At 39.4% G+C, this 19,844-nt stretch carries 17 protein-coding genes; 13 read left to right on the top strand and 4 right to left on the bottom strand.

The features are described 5' to 3' along the window. The first annotated feature begins 47 nt into the window (after nucleotides 1-47). From I3252_RS03845 to I3252_RS03820, 6 genes are all read left to right on the top strand, one after another. The gene (locus I3252_RS03845; RefSeq protein ID WP_238034284.1) at nucleotides 48-950 is read left to right on the top strand and encodes an inovirus-type Gp2 protein; all 903 of its coding nucleotides are present in this window, start codon (nucleotides 48-50) and stop codon (nucleotides 948-950) included. Nucleotides 951-1,087: 137 nt separating this feature from the next. After that, a complete protein-coding gene (locus I3252_RS03840) occupies nucleotides 1,088-1,375 on the top strand; it encodes a hypothetical protein (protein ID WP_238034283.1) in 288 nt (95 codons plus the stop codon). 52 nt (nucleotides 1,376-1,427) lie between these two features. Continuing rightward, complete coding sequence (locus tag I3252_RS03835; protein ID WP_238034282.1) at nucleotides 1,428-2,423, top strand: DUF932 domain-containing protein; 996 nt, start codon at nucleotides 1,428-1,430, stop codon at nucleotides 2,421-2,423. A gap of 115 nt (nucleotides 2,424-2,538) precedes the next feature. Then, nucleotides 2,539-3,681: a lambda-exonuclease family protein gene (locus I3252_RS03830; protein WP_238034281.1), complete on the top strand. Its 1,143-nt coding sequence runs from the start codon at nucleotides 2,539-2,541 to the stop codon at nucleotides 3,679-3,681. 139 nt (nucleotides 3,682-3,820) lie between these two features. Further along, on the top strand, nucleotides 3,821-4,732 hold the full coding sequence (locus I3252_RS03825) for a hydrolase or metal-binding protein (protein WP_238034280.1): 912 nt from the start codon (nucleotides 3,821-3,823) through the stop codon (nucleotides 4,730-4,732). 166 nt (nucleotides 4,733-4,898) lie between these two features. Then, entirely contained in the window at nucleotides 4,899-5,150 is a 252-nt protein-coding gene (locus tag I3252_RS03820) for an AlpA family phage regulatory protein (protein WP_238034279.1), read from the top strand. A 210-nt stretch (nucleotides 5,151-5,360) separates the two neighbouring features. On the opposite strand, the gene I3252_RS03815 is transcribed toward I3252_RS03820, so the two are convergent. From I3252_RS03815 to I3252_RS03805, 3 genes are read right to left on the bottom strand one after another with little or no spacing between them, the layout of a single operon-like run. Then, complete coding sequence (locus I3252_RS03815) at nucleotides 5,361-5,789, bottom strand: hypothetical protein (protein WP_238034278.1); 429 nt, start codon at nucleotides 5,787-5,789, stop codon at nucleotides 5,361-5,363. A gap of 16 nt (nucleotides 5,790-5,805) precedes the next feature. Continuing rightward, nucleotides 5,806-6,219, bottom strand: coding sequence for a hypothetical protein (locus tag I3252_RS03810; protein WP_238034277.1), 414 nt, complete (start codon nucleotides 6,217-6,219; stop codon nucleotides 5,806-5,808). Nucleotides 6,220-6,263: 44 nt separating this feature from the next. After that, complete coding sequence (locus tag I3252_RS03805; RefSeq protein ID WP_238034276.1) at nucleotides 6,264-6,947, bottom strand: hypothetical protein; 684 nt, start codon at nucleotides 6,945-6,947, stop codon at nucleotides 6,264-6,266. Between the two features lie 507 nt (nucleotides 6,948-7,454). Between I3252_RS03805 and I3252_RS03800 the strand changes: the two genes are divergently transcribed. From I3252_RS03800 to I3252_RS03785, 4 genes are read left to right on the top strand one after another with little or no spacing between them, the layout of a single operon-like run. Further along, nucleotides 7,455-8,927 (top strand): ATP-binding protein, encoded by a 1,473-nt coding sequence (locus I3252_RS03800; RefSeq protein ID WP_238034275.1) that lies wholly within the window; start codon nucleotides 7,455-7,457, stop codon nucleotides 8,925-8,927. A gap of 3 nt (nucleotides 8,928-8,930) precedes the next feature. Continuing rightward, nucleotides 8,931-11,615 (top strand): Z1 domain-containing protein, encoded by a 2,685-nt coding sequence (locus I3252_RS03795; protein WP_238034274.1) that lies wholly within the window; start codon nucleotides 8,931-8,933, stop codon nucleotides 11,613-11,615. Then, entirely contained in the window at nucleotides 11,615-13,723 is a 2,109-nt protein-coding gene (locus tag I3252_RS03790) for an AIPR family protein (RefSeq protein ID WP_238034273.1), read from the top strand. The genes I3252_RS03795 and I3252_RS03790 overlap by 1 nt, the downstream gene beginning before the upstream one ends. A 59-nt stretch (nucleotides 13,724-13,782) precedes the next feature. Next, nucleotides 13,783-14,274 carry a hypothetical protein gene (locus I3252_RS03785; protein ID WP_238034272.1) on the top strand — a complete coding sequence of 164 codons (492 nt, stop codon included), beginning with the start codon at nucleotides 13,783-13,785 and terminating at the stop codon, nucleotides 14,272-14,274. A gap of 149 nt (nucleotides 14,275-14,423) precedes the next feature. Here the strand turns inward: I3252_RS03785 and I3252_RS03780 are convergent, their stop codons facing one another. After that, nucleotides 14,424-15,416 carry a DUF2939 domain-containing protein gene (locus I3252_RS03780; protein WP_238034271.1) on the bottom strand — a complete coding sequence of 331 codons (993 nt, stop codon included), beginning with the start codon at nucleotides 15,414-15,416 and terminating at the stop codon, nucleotides 14,424-14,426. A gap of 491 nt (nucleotides 15,417-15,907) precedes the next feature. Here I3252_RS03780 and I3252_RS03775 point away from each other — a divergent pair, with 491 nt between their 5' ends. From I3252_RS03775 to I3252_RS03765, 3 genes are read left to right on the top strand one after another with little or no spacing between them, the layout of a single operon-like run. Further along, a complete protein-coding gene (locus tag I3252_RS03775) occupies nucleotides 15,908-17,497 on the top strand; it encodes a class I SAM-dependent DNA methyltransferase (protein ID WP_238034270.1) in 1,590 nt (529 codons plus the stop codon). Next, nucleotides 17,487-18,854 (top strand): restriction endonuclease subunit S, encoded by a 1,368-nt coding sequence (locus tag I3252_RS03770; protein WP_238034269.1) that lies wholly within the window; start codon nucleotides 17,487-17,489, stop codon nucleotides 18,852-18,854. The genes I3252_RS03775 and I3252_RS03770 overlap by 11 nt, the downstream gene beginning before the upstream one ends. Before the next feature lie 52 nt (nucleotides 18,855-18,906). After that, a complete protein-coding gene (locus tag I3252_RS03765; protein WP_238034268.1) occupies nucleotides 18,907-19,776 on the top strand; it encodes a hypothetical protein in 870 nt (289 codons plus the stop codon). Nucleotides 19,777-19,844 lie beyond the last annotated feature (68 nt).

Raw genomic sequence — 19,844 nt, 5'->3', positions numbered from 1 at the left:
CTGATCAACCTGACCCTATGAGAAAATTACCTTATAGGATCACAATCATGTCATGTTCAGTCATTGACCAATCCCAACTTATCTGTAACGTCGATAGACTGGTTACAGATGTTCTATCCAATAACATTAATATCAGTAACGTCAGCATACAGCTTTCAGCATTGTACCTACCGCTGGTAGATAATTATGATTCTAGCTTGGATTATTTCCCGACCATTACTGCTTTTATAAATAGCGCCAATAGAGTAGTGGCTAGTAATCATTCAAAAAAAATGAGGTGGGGTTATTACAATACTAAGAATTTTATTGACAACTTATACGCTTATAAAAATATTATTTTAAAAAATAATATTAAAGTAATTGAGCAAGAAAAAGTTAATACAAAAAAATCAGACATTTACATGCGTCAGATGTTGAATCATTACTCAAGATTGTTAATTGTCCGTGTCGATTTAGGGTATTCAAAAGATACCAGTCATCTGGTGTCTATCGAGACCTTTCATAAACACTTGAAAAAACTTAGAGAGCTTATTGGTAAAACAGAAAGCTGCTTCGAAGAATTAGAGGGCAATGTCATTGCTTTAGAGCAAGGGCATGACCGTGGCTATCACATTCACTTATTGCTGCTGTTTGATGGTTCTAGACGCTGTAAAGATACTCATATAGGAAAGCTAGTGGGAGAAAAGTGGCAGAGTGTTACTGGTGGTCTTGGCAGTTATTACAACTGTAATAATCCGCAGTATAAGAAAGAGCAGGAAGCTCTTGGCAGATTAGGTATTGGCATGATTCATCGTCGTAACCCAAAAGAGGTGCAGAATGCTATTAGGGCTTCTTTGTATTTGACACAGCCTGATAAAGAGAATCAACATTTAAGGGTGAAGCTTCGTAAAATGAAAACCTTCACTCATGGTATCTATGAGACTGCAAAACGTAGAGGTTTGCATAAATAGCAAAATAATTTCAGATATACAGTATCCCCATGAGATGAGATAAGGAGCCATCGCTACCTTATCCATCTACCCCTAAACGTATCATCAAGGTCTGCTTTTAGCAGACCTTTTTTATGCGCCACTATCAAGGAGATATTATGAAACCTATCTGTCCCAATTGTCATTCAGCCCATGTCATAGAAAATATGGATAACAATTTACAAGGTATAGCAGAGGATTTGTTCTCACCGAAGCTACTTGCTGGTATCGGTGCTAGCGTCTGCAAGTACTACAAGATCAACCCCATGATTGGCATCGTCGCAGGTGGTGCTGTTGCTACCGTGATTAATCTGGCACAACAAAAGCTTATTCAGCCGCCACTCGTTAAAGCGGCTCTCATACCGCGCTATCTATGCAGTACCTGTCAGCATACCTTCAGTATCTGACTTTCTCACTTATCCAAGTACTTATTTTATCGAACTATAAAGGAGCAATAACATGGCACATTTAATCGAGAGCATGGCATACGTCGGTGAAACCCCTTGGCATGGCTTAGGTAACGAGCTTGTGCCTAAGCAGCCTATTGAGGTCTGGGCCAAGCAAGCAGGTATGGATTGGCGTATTGAGTCATCAGATGTGAGTTACATGGCAACCAATGATAAAGGCCAAAACCTGATCATGCCTTATGACAATAACAAAGTTCTGTACCGCAGTGATACCTTAGAGCCACTATCCGTTGTTAGTCAACGTTATCAAGAAGTACAACCTAATGAGATCTTAGAGTTTTATCGTGATCTAACTGAACAAGCAGACTTTGAGCTAGAGACCGCAGGTGTGTTAAAAGGCGGTCGTAAGTTCTGGGCATTAGCTCGTACCGGTCAATCCGCGACGCTACGTGGCGGTGATGTCAGTCATGGCTATTTGCTACTAGCAACTGCTTGTGATGGCACGCTTGCCACCACAGCTCAATTCACCAATATTCGCGTGGTATGTAATAACACTTTAGCGATCAGCTTAGCTGATGGTAGTGGCGGTGTGGTGAAAGTACCGCATAGCACTACCTTTGATGCCGAGAAGGTAAAGCAGCAATTAGGTGTATCTGTTAATCAATGGAATGAGTTTAACTATGAGATGAAGCAGTTGAGCAATAGACGAGTCACTCAAGCAGAAGCGGCCAATTATTTAAACCGTGTATTTAATGACGTTAAGGATGATGGCTTAATTCTGTTTAATACGGCTAAGAAAGAAAAAGATGCGGTCCCGAATGCTAAAGCTATGAATCAGGTGATGACAATGTTTAACGGTCAAGGTCGCGGTGCTGACCTAGATTCTGCCAAAGATACGGCATATGGCTTACTCTCTGCCATGACTGAATATGTCGATCATGAACGACGTGCCATGTCGAGAGACCATCGTTTGGACTCTGCATGGTTTGGCGCAGGCGCTAAACTCAAAGATAAAAGCCTCGATGAAGCGCTACGCTTAATTGCCTAGCCACTCTATCTGTCTAATGAATCAGCCACGCCTTTGAGCGTGGTTTTTTTATGCCGTCAATGAAACAAGGCACATTCATAGATCACCAAGAATAAACTTAATAAAGGAGTTCACCATGAACATGATTGCATTAAACAATACAACAATGACTCAGCTAAGACCTAAACGTTCAACCATTACGGGTAAAGCATCTCGAACTGCTAAATCTAAAACTAAGGCCAAATCAGCAGAAGTTACGCTAAAGCAAAATGAAGTTATTAGTAAACCTATTCAACCAAAGACATCAACCACGCCTAAGCGTTTGGTCAACACCAAAGATTTAAGCCATGAAGACTGGCTACAGTTTCGCAAGCAAGGCATTGGCAGCTCTGATGCCGCTGCTGCCTGTGGTATCCATCCGTATTTGTCGATGCTTGAACTATGGATGATCAAGACTGGTCGTATGACCTCAAACATCGATGAGAGCATTGAAGGTTATTCGCCACTCTACTGGGGCAATACCTTAGAGCCGATGGTGGCTAAGTATTATCAAGAGCATACTGGAAACAAGGTACGCCGCGTCAATGCCATCTTGCAGCATCCTGATCCTGACAAAACTTTTATGCTGGCTAACCTAGACTATGCCATCACTGGCAATGATGAGGTGCAGATTTTAGAGTGTAAGACCGCTGGTGAACATGGTGCCAAGCTCTGGAAGCATGGTGTGCCGTTATATGTGACGTGCCAAGTACAGCATCAGTTGGCAGTCACAGGTAAACAGGCTGCGCATATCTGCGTGCTGCTGTGTGGACATGAAGCCAAGATATACAAGGTTGAGCGTGACGAGCGCTTGATTGAGTCCATCATGGAGCATGAGCATCTATTCTGGCAGTACGTAGCAACAGATACGCCACCAACCCCTGATCATTCTGAATCTGCTGCTCGGGCATTAAAGCAGCTTTATCCAACGCCTAAACCTTCAAGCAAGGTTGATCTAACAGATGATGACGGTGCTAACAAGCTATTTGAGCAATTGCTGAGCTACCGTGACTATATGCAAGAGCTAGAGCAGCGTCATGATCAGGTGAAGCATCAACTGCAAACGCTGATTGCTGATAATGAAGTTGCTGTGTTTGATAAAGGCGCGATCTCTTGGAAACGCTCGAAAGACAGTGTCGGTCTTGATAGCAAAGCCGTTACTAAAGCTCATCCTGAGCTGTTAGCCAAGTTTAGTAAAACAAAGCAAGGTAGCAGACGATTCGTTGTGCTTAGTGACTGAGCTGACGATCACTCAATCATCAAGAAAGTAATCAACCAGTCAAAGCTAATGAATCAAAGCAAGTGCATAACTGCCCACCTATCACAGGTGGGCTTTTTTATGGCTCAACATACTCTATAAACACATAAGGAATACCATTATGATTAAAGGTCTAACGATAACCCCACCAGTTTTAGGTCGTATCAGCATTGGGCGTGTCATTGTAAAAGATGGCAAGCGTTTACCCGCTAAAGACGATCAATTTACCATCACCAGTCAAGTGCAGAACAAAGATGGCTGGATCAATCATCCACTTGATGCAAAGCTACGCGAAAAGAATGACGGTAAGCTGAGACAAATACCCGTACGCATGTTGTTTAATGATCCTGAGTTAAACCTGCGAGCAGAGTACACACTGTTCGATAGGCAAACAGGTCGTCCACTATGTGTCGGCGATGGTGAACAGTGTCAACGCAGAACTAGCAATGGCGTAGAGCAATTACCGTGTCCATCCCCTGATCGCTGTCCACTGGCACAAGGCGGTGCTTGTAAGCCGTATGCCAGACTGTACGCAAATCTGAGTGAAGACGATGAGCTAGGTACGTTTATCTTTCGAACTACTGGCTTTAACAGCATCCGTACTTTGGCAGCACGTTTAAGCTACTTTGCCGCAGTATCAGGCAATAAGCTGTCGTGTCTACCATTGCAACTAACACTCAGAGGTAAGAGCACCACGCAAAGCTATCGCACACCGATTTACTTTGTGGATTTGACACTACGTGATGATGTGACGCTGAAACAGGCCGTACAAGATGCTGGGGCTATTGATCGGGAGCTGAGCGAACATGGCTTTGATCAAGCAGCACTAGAGACAGCAGCCAAACAAGGTTATGTGAATTCATGCTTTGAGGTTGATAACGATAGTCTACTCGATGTGGCTGAAGAGTTTTATCCCGTAGAAACAGATGAGGCTAATAGTAATCATCAAAGAGGGTCACAAAATGGTATGGCTCCCTACAATGTCGGTAATATTGAAAGAAGTCTAAGAGAGAGTGTGACAGCTATAAGTTAAAGCAGTAGTAAGGATATACGGCATAAAAAAGGAGCTGATTATTCAGCTCTTTTTTCATGTGCTTGATAAGGAGTACGTGCGGTCAGTATAGGACGCCGTAAAAAAATATGGGACTCCGTAACTGTATGAGAAGAAAGATTCTCATTAACTTACAAAGGAGCTAGTCATGGAAAATTTTAATATAACACAGCCTGTAATCGAGCAATGCAATCACATCCCACAGTTACTAAACATCAAAGATGTCGGTCATTACACAGGTCTTAGTCGTTCCACGATATACGAGCTTAACAATAAAAAATCCAAGCGCTATGACTCAACCTTTCCTAAGAAAATACAGCTTACACAGGTTAGGGTAGTGTGGGTAGCAAGTGAGATTGCAGAATGGATTGAAACTAAGATGAACGAACGATTGGCCTAGGCTTATCAAACCACCTTACCTCTGATAAGTAGGGTGGTTTATTTTTTTGTTCAAAACCATTTAATAAGCCTGAGTAAACGTAGTCGGTTCAGCATTTTAATACAAGCAGTTCTACTAGTACATGGTTCTAAGAGATAGATAAATGCAAGCAACTATTCGCATTTTAAAAAATGCTTGAAGATTAGTGTTTTTAGACTTCTATAACAGATTTCAGAAGTTTTCTACCCAGCCATTTTTGTCCTCAATATATAAAAGAACTGCTAAGCCACCTTCATAACTATCAGGCATGCCTCCTGTCGACTCAATGTACTTATCAAGACTGTCTATAAAACTATGTGATTTATCGGTAGACCAGTAAAAGCCATTTTGTAAACCTCGGTTTCGGCCTTGACTATCGTAAGTCACACCGTTTTTAGCATAAGCTTTAATGTCGTACTCGCCTTTATAGCGATAAGAGTTAGGAATATCTTTCCACTGTTTTGATAGAGCTATAAACCCATTGCAATAAGTATCACCTTTACAAGCTGATATTTTCGGTGCTGATTTAGGATTCTTATATATTTTCATCATTTCAGGTAGACCAGCAAAGCTAGAAATACTGATAAACATTACTGCTAGTCCAATGAATATTTTTTTCATTATAAATCCTTATAAATTAATTAGTACAGATATCTAAAGAGCCGTTCTTAGTTTTATAACAGTAAAGTAGGTGATTGGCATTGGCAGCTTCTGATGGCTTTACCTTCGTATGGAATGTGCCATCTCTTAGGTAAGAAATAACTTGCTTAGGTTTTATATTGCTATCTGGACCACCTGGGTAATAAGAGTAATCGCATTCGCCATCCATACCGCATGCCCCTTCAAATAAATGATACTTATTACCAATTTTTATATTTTCATAAACTCCGCCAGCACCACCACCTGATGAGACGATACATGACTGTGTCTGTTCTAAAGTATCGCCAGCGAAGCTATAACAAACTTTTACTTGATCAGGAGACGAGTGAGCATACGAGAGCAGAGGTAGGCTTAAAGCAGCAAAAGCGATAGCAATTGTTTTGTAATTCATTATGTTCCCTCTGCTTATTTATAGGTAGTTAACGTATTCTTTATTTAGTCAAAACGACAAGTGAGTGTCTTGTTTTTCGTGTCGTATTCAGCCTTAGACTCATACAAGCTACCATCCATCGAATCTTCAACTTGACGACCTTTGAAGTTAGGCCAAATACTATTTACATCAGCATTTCTTGCAAATTTTAGAACTTCCTGACCACCCTCAGACTCAGGTCTAAATTTATAATAATATTCTGCCAAAGGTTGACCGCGGTAGAAAACATTATCTTTGAACTTAAAATGATACTCAGTATATTCATAATTAACATCTATATTGACATCATCAACTATACGAGCAAAACCAGGATGCCATTGTGACTTCGGCTTTACATAATACTCATAACCATCATCTATAACAGGATCAACGATTGGAACGTCTCGAACTGCTTTAATGTTTTCAATAAGTTGTGAGTTAAGCAAAGCAATTTTCTGATAGCCAGCAGAGCTATCCCCAATACAAGCATCTTCCATCCAACCGAACAAGTAATATGCGTTTGCTACATCTCCCTGTTTATTTAGCTTATTGGTTTTATCATAATCTTCAAAAGCAGTTTTAAAGCCTCCGACAGTTTCAGTAGCAGCGGTGCTCACAGCTTGCGTAATCGCATTGGTTTGAGCGCAGCCTATCAATATCAATGTCGTACTAAAGAGCGAAGCAACTAGCATTGAAGATTTTATAGTCATAAAAATGCCTTTTGAATAGATTGAGTTATCTGTTGATAGTGATTAAAGGGTATTATAATTTTTAGAACAGCTGTTAGCTTTTATGACCTTTATTTAGCTAATGATAAATAGTTTAGCTTGTAGCTAGCAGTAACACTCAATAATAATAATTTGTGGATAATCAAACGAAGTGGATTGTATATGGATATAGCATAATACAAAATATTGCAAGAGAAATGTATTATTTCTAGACCTTGATAGTCATAACTATGATAGTTTTAAGCATTCGAATTAAGTAAACTATTTAGTTTGTGATGGAACTGAAGTATTACAAAAAAGAGTGACTAAGGGGCAAACATATATTCAATTGAATTATGCAGTATAAGTGCTCCAGCCTGTGGTAAGGGGTTATAAGTATATGAAATATAGTTTGCTAAAAAATCGAAAAAAATAGTTTCGTAAAGGATGAGGCGCCAGTAAATCGGTTGCTAATTAAACTAGTATAAACGGATGTAAGTAATAGCAGATATGACAATATTAAACATGATAGACAGCCCGCCAAATGCTGCTGCATTGATGCAATCTCTGAGAGATATTGGCTATGAGTTAGACACAGCACTAGCTGACTTGATTGATAACAGTATTACAGCGAGTGCAAGTCTTGTTGATATCGTGTTTGATATAAAACCAGAAACCAAAGTTGCAATTATCGATAATGGTGATGGAATGAGTCGTGATGAGCTTATTAAAGCGATGACCATTGGCTCAAAAAACCCTTTAATTGAGCGTGATAATAAAGATCTAGGAAGGTTTGGTCTAGGTTTGAAAACAGCGTCATTTTCTCAGTGCAAACGTTTAACTGTGATAACGAAGCAGTTCGATAAAATTTACGGTATGTGTTGGGATCTTAATCAGGTATCAAAGAGTAATAGCTGGAAATTAATTCAGTTAAGTACAGATGCTATTGATACCACTTATCAAGTACGGCGCTTAAAACAAATAGATACAGGTACATTGGTTGTATGGGAGCAGTGCGATCGTTTAAATGACGATCACAAGCTAGGCAGTGAAACGCACTTACTGCAAAAATTTGAAGAAGCAGAATCACATTTGAGACTGATTTTCCATCGATTCTTGGACACATCTTATCGACATGCCGACAACTTACAGATTAGGATCAATGGTAGAGCTATTGGTTTTGTAGATCCATTTTTTCGCTCTTCTCTTGCCACTCAGTTTCATAATAAAGAAAGCATTAGATATAAGAATACTTATATTAGCATTCAAGGCTATACGCTACCGCATCATTCAAAATGTAACCAAACAGAGTATGAGAAATACGCACTAGGCAGCTACCGAGATAAGCAAGGGTTTTATGTTTATCGAGCTAATCGGTTATTGATCTTAGGGGACTGGTTTCGATTGACTAGTAAATCTGATTTGACAGCGCTAACACGTATCGAGATTGATTTGCCTAATAATTTCGATAGTGAATGGCACATCGATATCAAAAAATCCCATGCCAAGCCGCCTGACCAGATTCGTGATCAATTAAAGCATTACATAGATACCTATGTTTCTGGCTCTAAGCGCGTTTATAACTCTAAAGGCTATCGCAAAAAATCTGTCACCAATCCAGTCTGGCATCAATATACCAACAAGGGTTTGAAGTCTTATCAGGTTAATAAAGAGCATCCACTAATCCAAAGGCTAATTACTGAGTTAAAACCATCTCAATCTAGTCAGTTAAAAGATGTGATAGCACTTATTGAGAAAAGTTTTCCTGTGGATCAGTTTTATTCAGAATATGCCGCCGCACCAAAAGACTTTAAGACGAAGCTAACGGATAAAGAAATAGAAGCACTGGCTATAGATTATTTAAAAAACTTTGCTGATATGAATTTGGACATCAGCCTTATAAAGAGTTTTTTAGAAACGAGTGAACCTTATTGTAACTACCAGGGAGATTGGCAGTTATTTTTGAATAACAAAGGACATTAAAGTATGAGTGATCAAACCATTAGCAGAATTTATGAAGCGTGTATAGCTGCTATGTCCAGTAACAGTAATTTATCATCTTTTGAGGCAATTACAGGAATGATGATGATGCATGGTCTAAAGGTAGAGGATCAACAAGCTGCCTTTGAATTGCTCAAGCATAAGATAGAAACTTACTTTAGTACTGAGCAGCAGCCAGCCCATATTCTAGATAAAGAACAAGAAACCATACCATGGCTACAATCTGTATCAAGTAATGAGTATTATAGTGATCGTTACTATGAACATTTGAGAACTGAAGGCCAACTGCCTAATAAAGTAATCAGTGTTATGAAATCAACCAATAGAGAGATATTGGAGCGATTAGGTAATCCCAATATTGATACGCCGTTTAAGCGTCAAGGCTTGGTAGTCGGTAATGTTCAATCTGGTAAAACGGCTAACTATCTGTCTTTGATCAACCTTGCCGCAGATTATGGTTACAAACTGATTATCTTGATCACAGGTATTCATAATAATCTAAGATCTCAGACCCAAAAGCGAGTTAACGAAGGCTTTATTGGCAAAGATAGTGAAAAACAAAAACATATTGGTGTAGGGCATAGCAATGATCCAGCGGTTATGGCTGTTATTAAATCAAATGAACCACACTGCTTCACTACTGTAACCGACGACTTTAACGGAAAAATACGTGCCTCAACTGCGGTCAGACCAGAGAATGCTAAAAACCCTGTAATTATGGTCGTCAAGAAAAACTATCATACTTTAGATAATATTATTGAGTGGCTACGTAATAATGAGGATGGTCAGCGTTTTATTGAGACACCAGCACTTATTATCGATGATGAGGCAGATAATGCTTCGATCAATACTAGCAAGAATCCAAATGAGACCACTCGAATTAACGGACAAATTCGAGAAATGTTCAACTTGTTTAGTCAAGGCTCCTACATCGGTTATACAGCGACACCATTTGCCAATATTTTTATTGATCCTGATGATTATGATCAAGCAAAAGCGGATGACTTATTTCCGAAAGATTTCATTTTTACCCTTGAAGCACCTTCTAACTATATGGGTGCAAAAGAGTTTTTCTTGAATGATAACGGCGACCCTAATTATGATTCTCCTTATATTGAATTTATCGATGATAATGAGAGCACAATCCCATTAAAAAAACCAAAAGATTTTGAAATTACGGAACTGCCAAAGAGCTTGATAGATGCTATGTATGAGTATCTAGTGAGTATCGTTATCAAAGATGTGCGGTCGATTGGGAATCGGCATACATCTATGCTTATCAACGTGTCTCACAAAACACAAGAACAAAAAGATGTGTTTGGGCTAGTAAGTCAAGAATATGAAGAGATAAGAAGAGCTGTAAAATACTTAGGCGCTAAAGATCAAGATGAGCGCATACAAAACCATCACTTGGCGGCACTTTATCGTAAGTATTTGGCATATAGCGATGAATGTCATGTGGATGAATTTTTTGAGAAGCTACAAAATGTCATCGAGACAATTAAGGTCAAAATCATTAATAGTGCAAGTGATGACAAGCTAGATTATGACAATTATGCAGATGGCTTAAACGTCATCGCTATTGGTGGCTATAGTCTGTCTAGGGGTTTTACTTTAGAAGGTCTCACTATTAGCTATTTAATTCGTAATACGGCTATGGCTGATACTTTGTTACAGATGGGACGTTGGTTTGGCTATCGTGATCGTTATCGTGACCTTTGCAAACTCTATATTCCTGACGCTTCATTTGAATGGTATGCCTTTATCGCTCAATCTATCGAAGAGCTACGCAAAGAATTTATCATTATGGAGCAGAGTAGCTTAACTCCATCTGAATATGGTTTAAAGGTTAGAAATAGCAACACTGGCTTACTTATTACAGCAAAAAATAAAATGCGCCACGCAGAATCAGTGACGTTATCCGAAAGTTTCTCTGAAAGCAGCTTTACCCTCAGAGGTATTGTGCTGAATGACTTAGACCAGCAGCGCCGTAAGTTTGCTACTTTTGGATCTCTTATTAATGATCAGTACGGACTCCATAGCGCTTACAGTCATGATAAAGAAAAAGACCATGAGTTATTTCTCTCAGCAAATGATGTCACTGTGAATGATATTACCGCATTGCTCTCTAATTATGAGTATTCGATAGATGATCTTGATCGTAAAGAGGCACTATATACTTATATTTTAGAAAGAAAAGATGAAATGGCGACATGGGATGTTGTCATTCATAAAAGCTTTTTAGGTGTGCAAGCACCATCACAGCTCCGTACCTTTGCTAAGTCTTGCTACGATCAAGATCATGTTAAAACCGCTGATGGTGGTGGTCGTATCTTACGCCCGTGGGAAGAGGCTTTTGGTTTAACTGAAGAGCAATACGATAGAGCAGAGCGACAAAGAAAAGTAGCAGGTATCAGTCAGACCGCACAATTTTATCGAAAGAATAGAGATAAACCCTTATTGGTGCTTAAATCATTAGACTTAAAAAAGAGGCAGAAAAATGCTGAAGGTGAGACTGAAGATGAACTCGTATTTAGTCATGTACCTGCATTTGCCATTAGCTTTCCAAAATCTGAAAATCATCAGCCCGTAAGCTACATTGTCAACAAAGTATATGTAGAGGGCTATATCGGCAGTATGGAAGAAGCTGATGAAGAACTAGGAGAGTGATGATGACCAATCAAACGGATCTAGAAGGTTATTACGATGACTTGATGAATGAGCTAGATCATAACTCATCATCTCAGGGTGAATATAAGGAGATACTATATATAGAGCGAACCCTGCCTTATCTGCAAGAACAGGGCGTTGTAAACGATATGGATTTACATCATTTTCACCGTCCACGTTATGGTCGAATTGATGGATTAGGATTTAATGGGGATTATGATAGCCCTGATTCAGATCCGCTTGAATTGGTTATTTTGATTAATAATTTTAATCACGAAGATAGCTTACAGACTTTGACCAACAGCCGTATTGATCAGTTAAAAAAGTCTGCAACTCGATTTTTTAATAATGCTTTAGACAGCAGTTTTATCGAAAGCTTAGAAGAAAGCTCTTCTGGCTATATTGCTGCTAAAGAGATCTTTCAAAAGTATGCTCGCATTGAGTCGATAAAGCTGATTATTTTAACCAATGCTCAGCTGAGTAAAAGCGTAGCAAATAAAAGGGAGGTTGATGAAGAGATAAGTTTACCTTTACGATTGGATATTTGGGATGTGAAGCGTCTTTATGATTTAGAGAGCAGTCAATCTCAATCTGAAGCAATCGAGATTGATTTGATGGAGTGGGGTGGTGCTATTCCTACGCTAGTCGCAACTGAGTCTGAAGAGCTGACAAGCTATTTATGTGTCATCAATGGCGAAACTTTAGCAAACTTGTATGATGAATATGGCGCTAGATTATTAGAAGCAAACGTACGTAGTTTCTTAGAGTTTCGTGGCAAGATTAATAAAGGGATCAGAAAAACAATCAATACAGAGCCATCACTATTTTTCAGTTATAACAACGGCATAACAGCGACAGCGTCAGAGGTAGAGTATGACGCTGATAAGCGTGCTATTACTAAGCTGAATAACTTACAGATTGTGAACGGTGGTCAAACCACAGCATCCTTATTATTAACACGTAAAAAAGACAGAGCTGATTTGAAGGATATTCACGTACAAGTGAAACTAAACGTCGTCAGTGCTTCGAAGTCTGATGAGCTAATTAGCAATATTTCAAGATATGCCAACTCGCAAAACGCGGTTAAAGACTCTGACTTTTTCTCTAACCATCCGTTTCATCGACGACTTGAGGAGATCTCACGCCGAGTATGGGCACCGCCATCGGATGATAATATTAAGCAGACACGCTGGTACTATGAGCGCGCACGTGGTTCGTACCTCAATGCTCAAAGTAAACTGACCATCGCAGGCAAAAAAGCATTTAAATCTGAGCATCCAAAATCACAGCTTATTGTTAAAACAGATTTGGCTAAGATATATCTGATTTTTGATAAAAAGCCGCATGATTCGATCAAAGGGGCGCAGATGGCATTTAGAGGGTTTGCTCAATCTATAGAGAAGATATGGGAGCACTCACCCGAGCAAATCAATGATTACTTTTTTCAAGAAGTCGTTGCTAAATTTATTATTTGGAATGCTTGTAAGAAGTCTGTTTATAGTCAAGAAAAATTTGTGGGTAATACCAAGGCGACAATCACCGCTTATAGCATCTATGTGATTAAATCTTTAATGGATAGAGAGTCGCTTGATTTTAACTATCCTAAAATATGGAACAACCAGTCAGTCAATGCTCATTATCATAATCAATTCATTCAAACGTCTACTAAAGTGAATGCGTTACTTAATCAGCTTAGTGAAGAGTCTGGGAAAGCCGTGCTATCCATGGCAAAGGCTAAAGATACTTTAACAGTGTTTCAAAAAATCATTGATAGTAAGAAGTACTTTGAGCTTGATATGTACTTCAAAAGTCAGCTAGTGCCAGATAGCGTTATCAAAGAAAAGCAGCAAGACGTGGCAAAAAAGGCAGTACAAACTGTTAATTCATTAAACGAGCTGTGCGCTATGCCAGTGAGTAACTGGACAACGTTAATCAAAAAAGCGAAAGAACAAGATTTACTAAGTGCTAAAGATGAAGATATCGTGTCTATTATTCCAAATCTGCTACAAGGTAGATCTAGAAATAATCCAACGAATGGACAAGTTAAAGCGATTAACCATGTGCTAAATGATTTAGAGACTCATGGCATCTATCTGAAACAAGCTTAAACTTATTTACATGAACAGTGTGAACTACTCTTAACAGTAAGCATATAAGGACTCTAAGAATGAAAAAACTTATTTACGTATTACCTTTAATAATTGTCGGCATGATGCCTGCCTTCGCAGATACTAATACTTTGAAGATAAAAACCGTAAAAAATATGTACAATACCGCAGTCAAAGCAAGCGCTAATGGTCAAGATGTGGATACATTGGATAGCCTATTCAAATATTCAGATAGAGATTTACAAAACGCTGTAGCGTTATCTAGGATCAGCCGCATGAGTGATGACGGCATGGAGCTAACTGAATGTCATAGTGCTTACGAAACACTCATTATTAATCCTAGTAATGGCTTCTCAATTGATGAAGCTCAGAATATTAACTATAAAGTATTGAGTAACGGCAGGGTGAGAGCCAATGTTAAGTACACTAATGAGTATATTGGTGTAAAAGACTTTTCGTTAGAGTGTAATGGTAGCAGTTGTAAAATTACAGATGTGCTGAATTCCGAAGGTGACTCAGGCAAACAAACCGCTGAGAAGTTATGTCGTTAAGCAGTTACACAGCTTTTGGGGAAGCCTCGTAGGGAGCCTTTCCCGAAAACTGTATAATTCCTCACAGTCCTCTATCCATAAAAAAGCCACCTTCGCATTTCGCAAGGTGGCTTATTTTTTTACTAGAACTATTACTTATCTACTATTTATCAAGTGCAGTTGTTCATATGCTGTGCTTCTGTTAAATCTGGGTTGCGACAATCGGTTGATGGATCATATCCGTCGTCATAACCTGAACGTTCAATAATGAATCTACGCAGATCAGCATCTGTGCCACCACCAAGGGTAAAGTCATTTAATAAATCTACCATGTCTTGTGGTACTTCAATATTGTTGTCTACAAGGTAGTCAATGTGCGCTGCTTGTTCTGGCGTTAGTACTTCGGTCGTTTCTACAGCGTAAGTACCTGCTTCATTATTGTAGTAGTCGTTATTCGAAGTATCATAAGTAGTTTCACTTTCATCTGATATGGATGTCATGTCAGCATCCAGCTGCTCACTTAGATCTTGGAATATATCATCATAGGTTTCACTTGCAACCTCTTCATCAATCAAGCCGAAGTCAGCGAAAGAAGATTCTTCGATGTCCTTATTAGAGTTTTTACCTTTTAAGTCTAACGAAAAAGAAATCCTTGTGACTTTCCAACTAAGACCGTCTCTATGCATAATCACATCTAATGACTCATCCGTGTCATCAGCATCAATGATCTGAACTTTGAATCGATTAAATGACAAGTAGCCTGCTTTATAATCAATATCTGTATCTTTGACTTTGGGTTCATCTTTGGTTGCCTTGTCATCTAAGCCAAAGTCTAACTCTTGCCCTTGAAGCATTAATGCAACACCATCAGGTGTGACCACACCATCGACGATTGGGTCTATCATTGCAGCGGCCAACATAGTGCCCAAAGCCTCAAAACCATCTTGCTCATCACTTACAGCAAGCTCTTCAACCATAGCGGCTTTGACTTGATCTTTTATGCTCTGCTTAACGCTAGGGAAATCAATATACCCTGACAGCTTATCTGCGTCTTTCTGTTCAGCAGCATTTTTAATGTTATACAAAGCTATATATGGTGAAGCGTAGAGATAAATCGCAAATATAACCAACAAGCCTGCCAACCAAGGTAAAAGCTTTTTCAAAGAATCTCTCCTGAATTTCTAACAATATTAAAAGACGATAAAGTAATACGGATAGCTAACGCTTAGTCTGAAGTGGTTAACTGCTATGCTAAAAAACGTAACCCTCGCCAACTCCCTGTACTTATATAGATTTACATAGTAGTAACATTTAGAAATTAATGCTAACATTAGTTGACTTGTAAAACAATTTAATAAACTTTTATTTACCAAAAATACCTTTCAGTATTCGACAGGAACATCACCGTTGTCGTCCGTACGATAATATTCTTAGGTTTATATAAATTCTGAGTCCAGCAAAATAAAAATTAACCATTGTTTATGATCTAGGTTGAGTACGAGATAACAGTTCCTTCCAAAAATGAGTTGATAGATAAGCTTGCTTAAAAGCACAATCTAGCTAAAATTGTTACCACAAAGCGAATCACTTTCTTGTACGACTAATCATGCATTCATTGCATGGTTAGCCCTTAGAACATAGAGAACAAAAAAATATGGCTAAAACACCGGTAAGCAAAAAAGATAAAACAGACAATAGCAATTTTGAAGAAGCCCTTTGGGATGCGGCCAACAAGCTACGGGGTAGCGTCGAATCCTCAGAATATAAGCATATCGTCCTTAGCCTGATTTTCTTAAAGTTCATCAGTGATACTTTTGAGCAGCAGCGCCAAAAGCTGATCGATACGGGCTATGAAAAGCATATCGATATGGTGCAAGCCTATACCAAAGATAACGTGTTCTATTTGCCAGAGGAGAGCCGTTGGAGTTTCATTCAGCAGAATGCCAAGCAAGAAGACATCGCCCTTAAAATCGACACTGCTCTCAGCACCATCGAAAAAACCAACCAATCATTGAAAGGCGCATTGCCTGACAATTACTTCTCACGTCTAGGCTTAACGGCCAGTAAGCTTGCCGCATTGATTGATGTGGTCAATAACATCGATACTATTGGTAATCCAGAAGAAGATACCGTCGGGCGCGTGTATGAGTATTTCTTAGGTAAGTTTGCCGCGACTGAAGGTAAAGGCGGTGGTGAGTTCTATACGCCCAAATCTGTAGTCAATCTCATTGCAGAAATGGTTGAGCCGTATCAAGGTAAAATCTATGACCCCTGCTGCGGTTCAGGCGGTATGTTCGTTCAGTCAATTAAGTTTATCGAGAGTCACCACGGTAATACCAAAGACGTGTCTATCTATGGGCAAGAGTACACCAGCACGACCTATAAGCTCGCTAAGATGAACCTTGCCATTCGTGGTATCTCTAGCAACTTGGGTGATGTGGCAGCCGATACGTTCTTTAAGGATCAGCACGAAGACCTAAAAGCGGACTTCATTATGGCAAACCCACCTTTTAACCAAAAGGATTGGCGCGCGCCTGATGAACTGGTCGATGATCCACGCTGGGCAGGGTATCCGACACCGCCGACGGGCAATGCCAACTATGCATGGATATTGCACATGATATCTAAGCTCTCTGAGCATGGCACAGCAGGTTTCGTACTGGCAAATGGTTCGATGTCTACCACTACTAGCGGTGAAGGTGAGATACGCGAACAAATCATCAAAAACGATCTGGTTGATTGCATGATTGCGCTACCGGGTCAGCTGTTTTATACCACGCAGATTCCGGTGTGCTTATGGTTTATCAGTAAAGACAAACAAGCCAAGTCCGCCCACAGCAATGCACGTGGACTACGTAATCGTAGTGGTGAAACGCTATTCATTGATGCCCGTAATATCGGAAGCATGGTTGATCGTACGCATAAAGAGCTCACCACTGATGATATCGAAGCGATTGCTAAGACGTATCATGCATGGCGTGGTGAGAAAGAAGCTGGCGGTTATGAAGCCTACACAGACGAAGCAGGCTATTGTAAATCGGCGACGCTTGACGAGATCAAAGCCAATGATTATGTACTGACCCCTGGGCGTTATGTCGGTGCTGCGGCAATAGAAGATGATGGCATACCGTTTGAGACTAAAATGCTAGAGCTAAGCCAAATGCTATATGCACAGATGCAAGAGTCAGAAAAGCTAGACGCGACCATTCGTCAGAACTTGGAGGGATTGGGTTATGGCGAGTAATTGGGAAGAAATGCGTCTTGATGAAGTAACAGAACTTATTATTGATTGTCCTCATTCAACACCTAAGTGGATGGACGAAGGCGTTGTTGTTCTTCGTAGCAATAATATAAAAAATGGTAGGTTGGATTTATCCTCGCCTAGTTTTACTAACGAAGAAGGCTATCAAGCTAGAGTTAAAAGAGCTATACCAGAATCAGGTGATTTAGTTCTAACTCGTGAAGCACCAATGGGAGAGGTTTGTCAAATTCCAGAAGGGCTACGTTGTTGCCTTGGTCAGAGAATGGTTTTATTAAGAGTCAAAAAAGAAGTAATGGATTCAAGGTTTTTATTATTTGCATTACAAAGCCCATATCTACAACATCAAATTAGTTGGAATGAAGGAACAGGAACGACGGTTAGTAATATTAGGATACCAAATATTAAGGCCTTCCAAATTCCTACACCTCCTTTTAAAGAACAAAAAGCCATTGCCCATACTCTCGGTTGTTTAGATGATAAAATCGAGCTAAACCGCCAAATGAACGAAACGCTAGAAGCGATGGCGCAGGCGTTGTTTAAAAGTTGGTTTATTGATTTTGATCCGGTGATTGATAATGCGCTCGCAGCTGGTAACGTTATTCCTGATGAATTTATCGAACGTGCTGAGCAACGTAAAGGCATTGAGAAAAAAGACAATTCAGATATTCAGGACTTATTCCCTGATACGTTTGAGTTTACGGAAGAAATGGGTTGGATTCCGGAGAGTTGGGAGGTAACACCACTTGCAGCGTTAATAAAATTAACTGGAGGTGGTACTCCAAAGACATCAATTCCTGAATATTGGAATGGCGATATTCCTTGGTTCTCGGTTGTAGATGCTCCGTCCTCATCTGATGTTTTTGTTCTCGATACTGAAAAACACGTTACCAGTTTAGGTGTAGAGAACTCATCAACTAAAATTTTATCTGTTGGGACAACAATCATTAGTGCACGAGGAACAGTTGGTAAATGTGCCATGGTTTCGCGTCCAATGGCTATGAATCAATCATGCTATGGAGTTTCAGGGAATGAAGGCATTTCTAATACTTTCGTTTATTACTCTGTGTTTCTAAGCGTATCAGAGCTACAGAGCAAAGGGCATGGATCTGTGTTCAACACCATTACTGGAGATACATTTAAATCTATTAATGTAGCATTTAGCGGTGGACGTTTAACACGGGAGTTTGACAATTTAGTAAGTCCTTACTTTGAAAAAATATTAGCAAATAGTCTTCAAGTAAAAACCCTATCAAAACTCCGCGACACCCTTTTACCTAAGTTAATGTCAGGTGAGCTACGCATCCCTGATGCTGAAACGCTTGTAGATGAAGCCCTATAGCTTTTGACAGTAAACGTTTATCCCAAAAATATAATCATTAATGGAGTTTAAGATGAATAAGCTTTTACTTAGTTTGGCGCTTAGTTTAGGTGCTTTATCAGTAACTCCTGCAATGGCTGCCGCTCCTGCTTTCTCTGCCAGTCAAATGGCTCAAGTTAGAATCAAAGACTTAAGTTTTAATGAAGTTATGCGTCAGTTTTATAATGGTCAAATGGTTCCTACTGTTGCAGATGACACATATATTGATTCGTTACCAAATATTGGTTTAGGTCGTGCTGATAGCACAGCATACAGAACAGTAGCGTTAATGCGTCCTATAGAGCTTTATGACAACACGGAAGGTGAGCAACGTTATTTAGTGACCATTGAAAAAGTGCTCGTTCATGATGACTCGCTAGAATACTGTTTTCCTTGCGGTTCAAAGGCAGATTTATACAGCTTTAAAAAGCTGAATAACGGACAGTTCCAACTAGTAAGCAGAACATCTGAGAGCGTAGAGTTTTCAAGTATCTACAGTTCAATGGATCTTCAAAATAATGACCTTTATGATACTTTACAGGCTTTAGGTGAAAATCTAGTAGGTAGTATATTCATGAGTGGATATATGCGTCAGGGTTATACGACAGAATCATGGGCGGTACTACATCTACCTGAAAATGATTTTATTAATACTTATGCGTTGGGTGATGCTGGTTCAGATAATAACGGTGCATATGATTCTGAATCATCCTTAAATTACGATTATGAAGGGATTGTTGAAGTAATGCCTGAAAAATCTACCTATTATCCAATCAAGTTGACTTATAAAGGTATAGCTCCTGATGATCCTGAGCGCTCTGATTTTATCAATAAAAGCTTCGTTATGAAGTTCAATCCAGTAAAAAAAGTTTATGAGACGACATCCAGCTTCGCAGCTTTATAGGGTTCACATTACATGCACCAATTAATAATACTAATGCAGAACGCTCTATTTATCTAAAAAAGGACTTA

The organism is Psychrobacter sp. Ps4 (assembly GCF_022129285.1).
In the GTDB taxonomy this organism is placed as follows: domain Bacteria; phylum Pseudomonadota; class Gammaproteobacteria; order Pseudomonadales; family Moraxellaceae; genus Psychrobacter; species Psychrobacter immobilis_A.
Note: the sequence above shows the minus strand (reverse complement) of the source record. Positions and strands in the feature narration are given on the sequence as shown.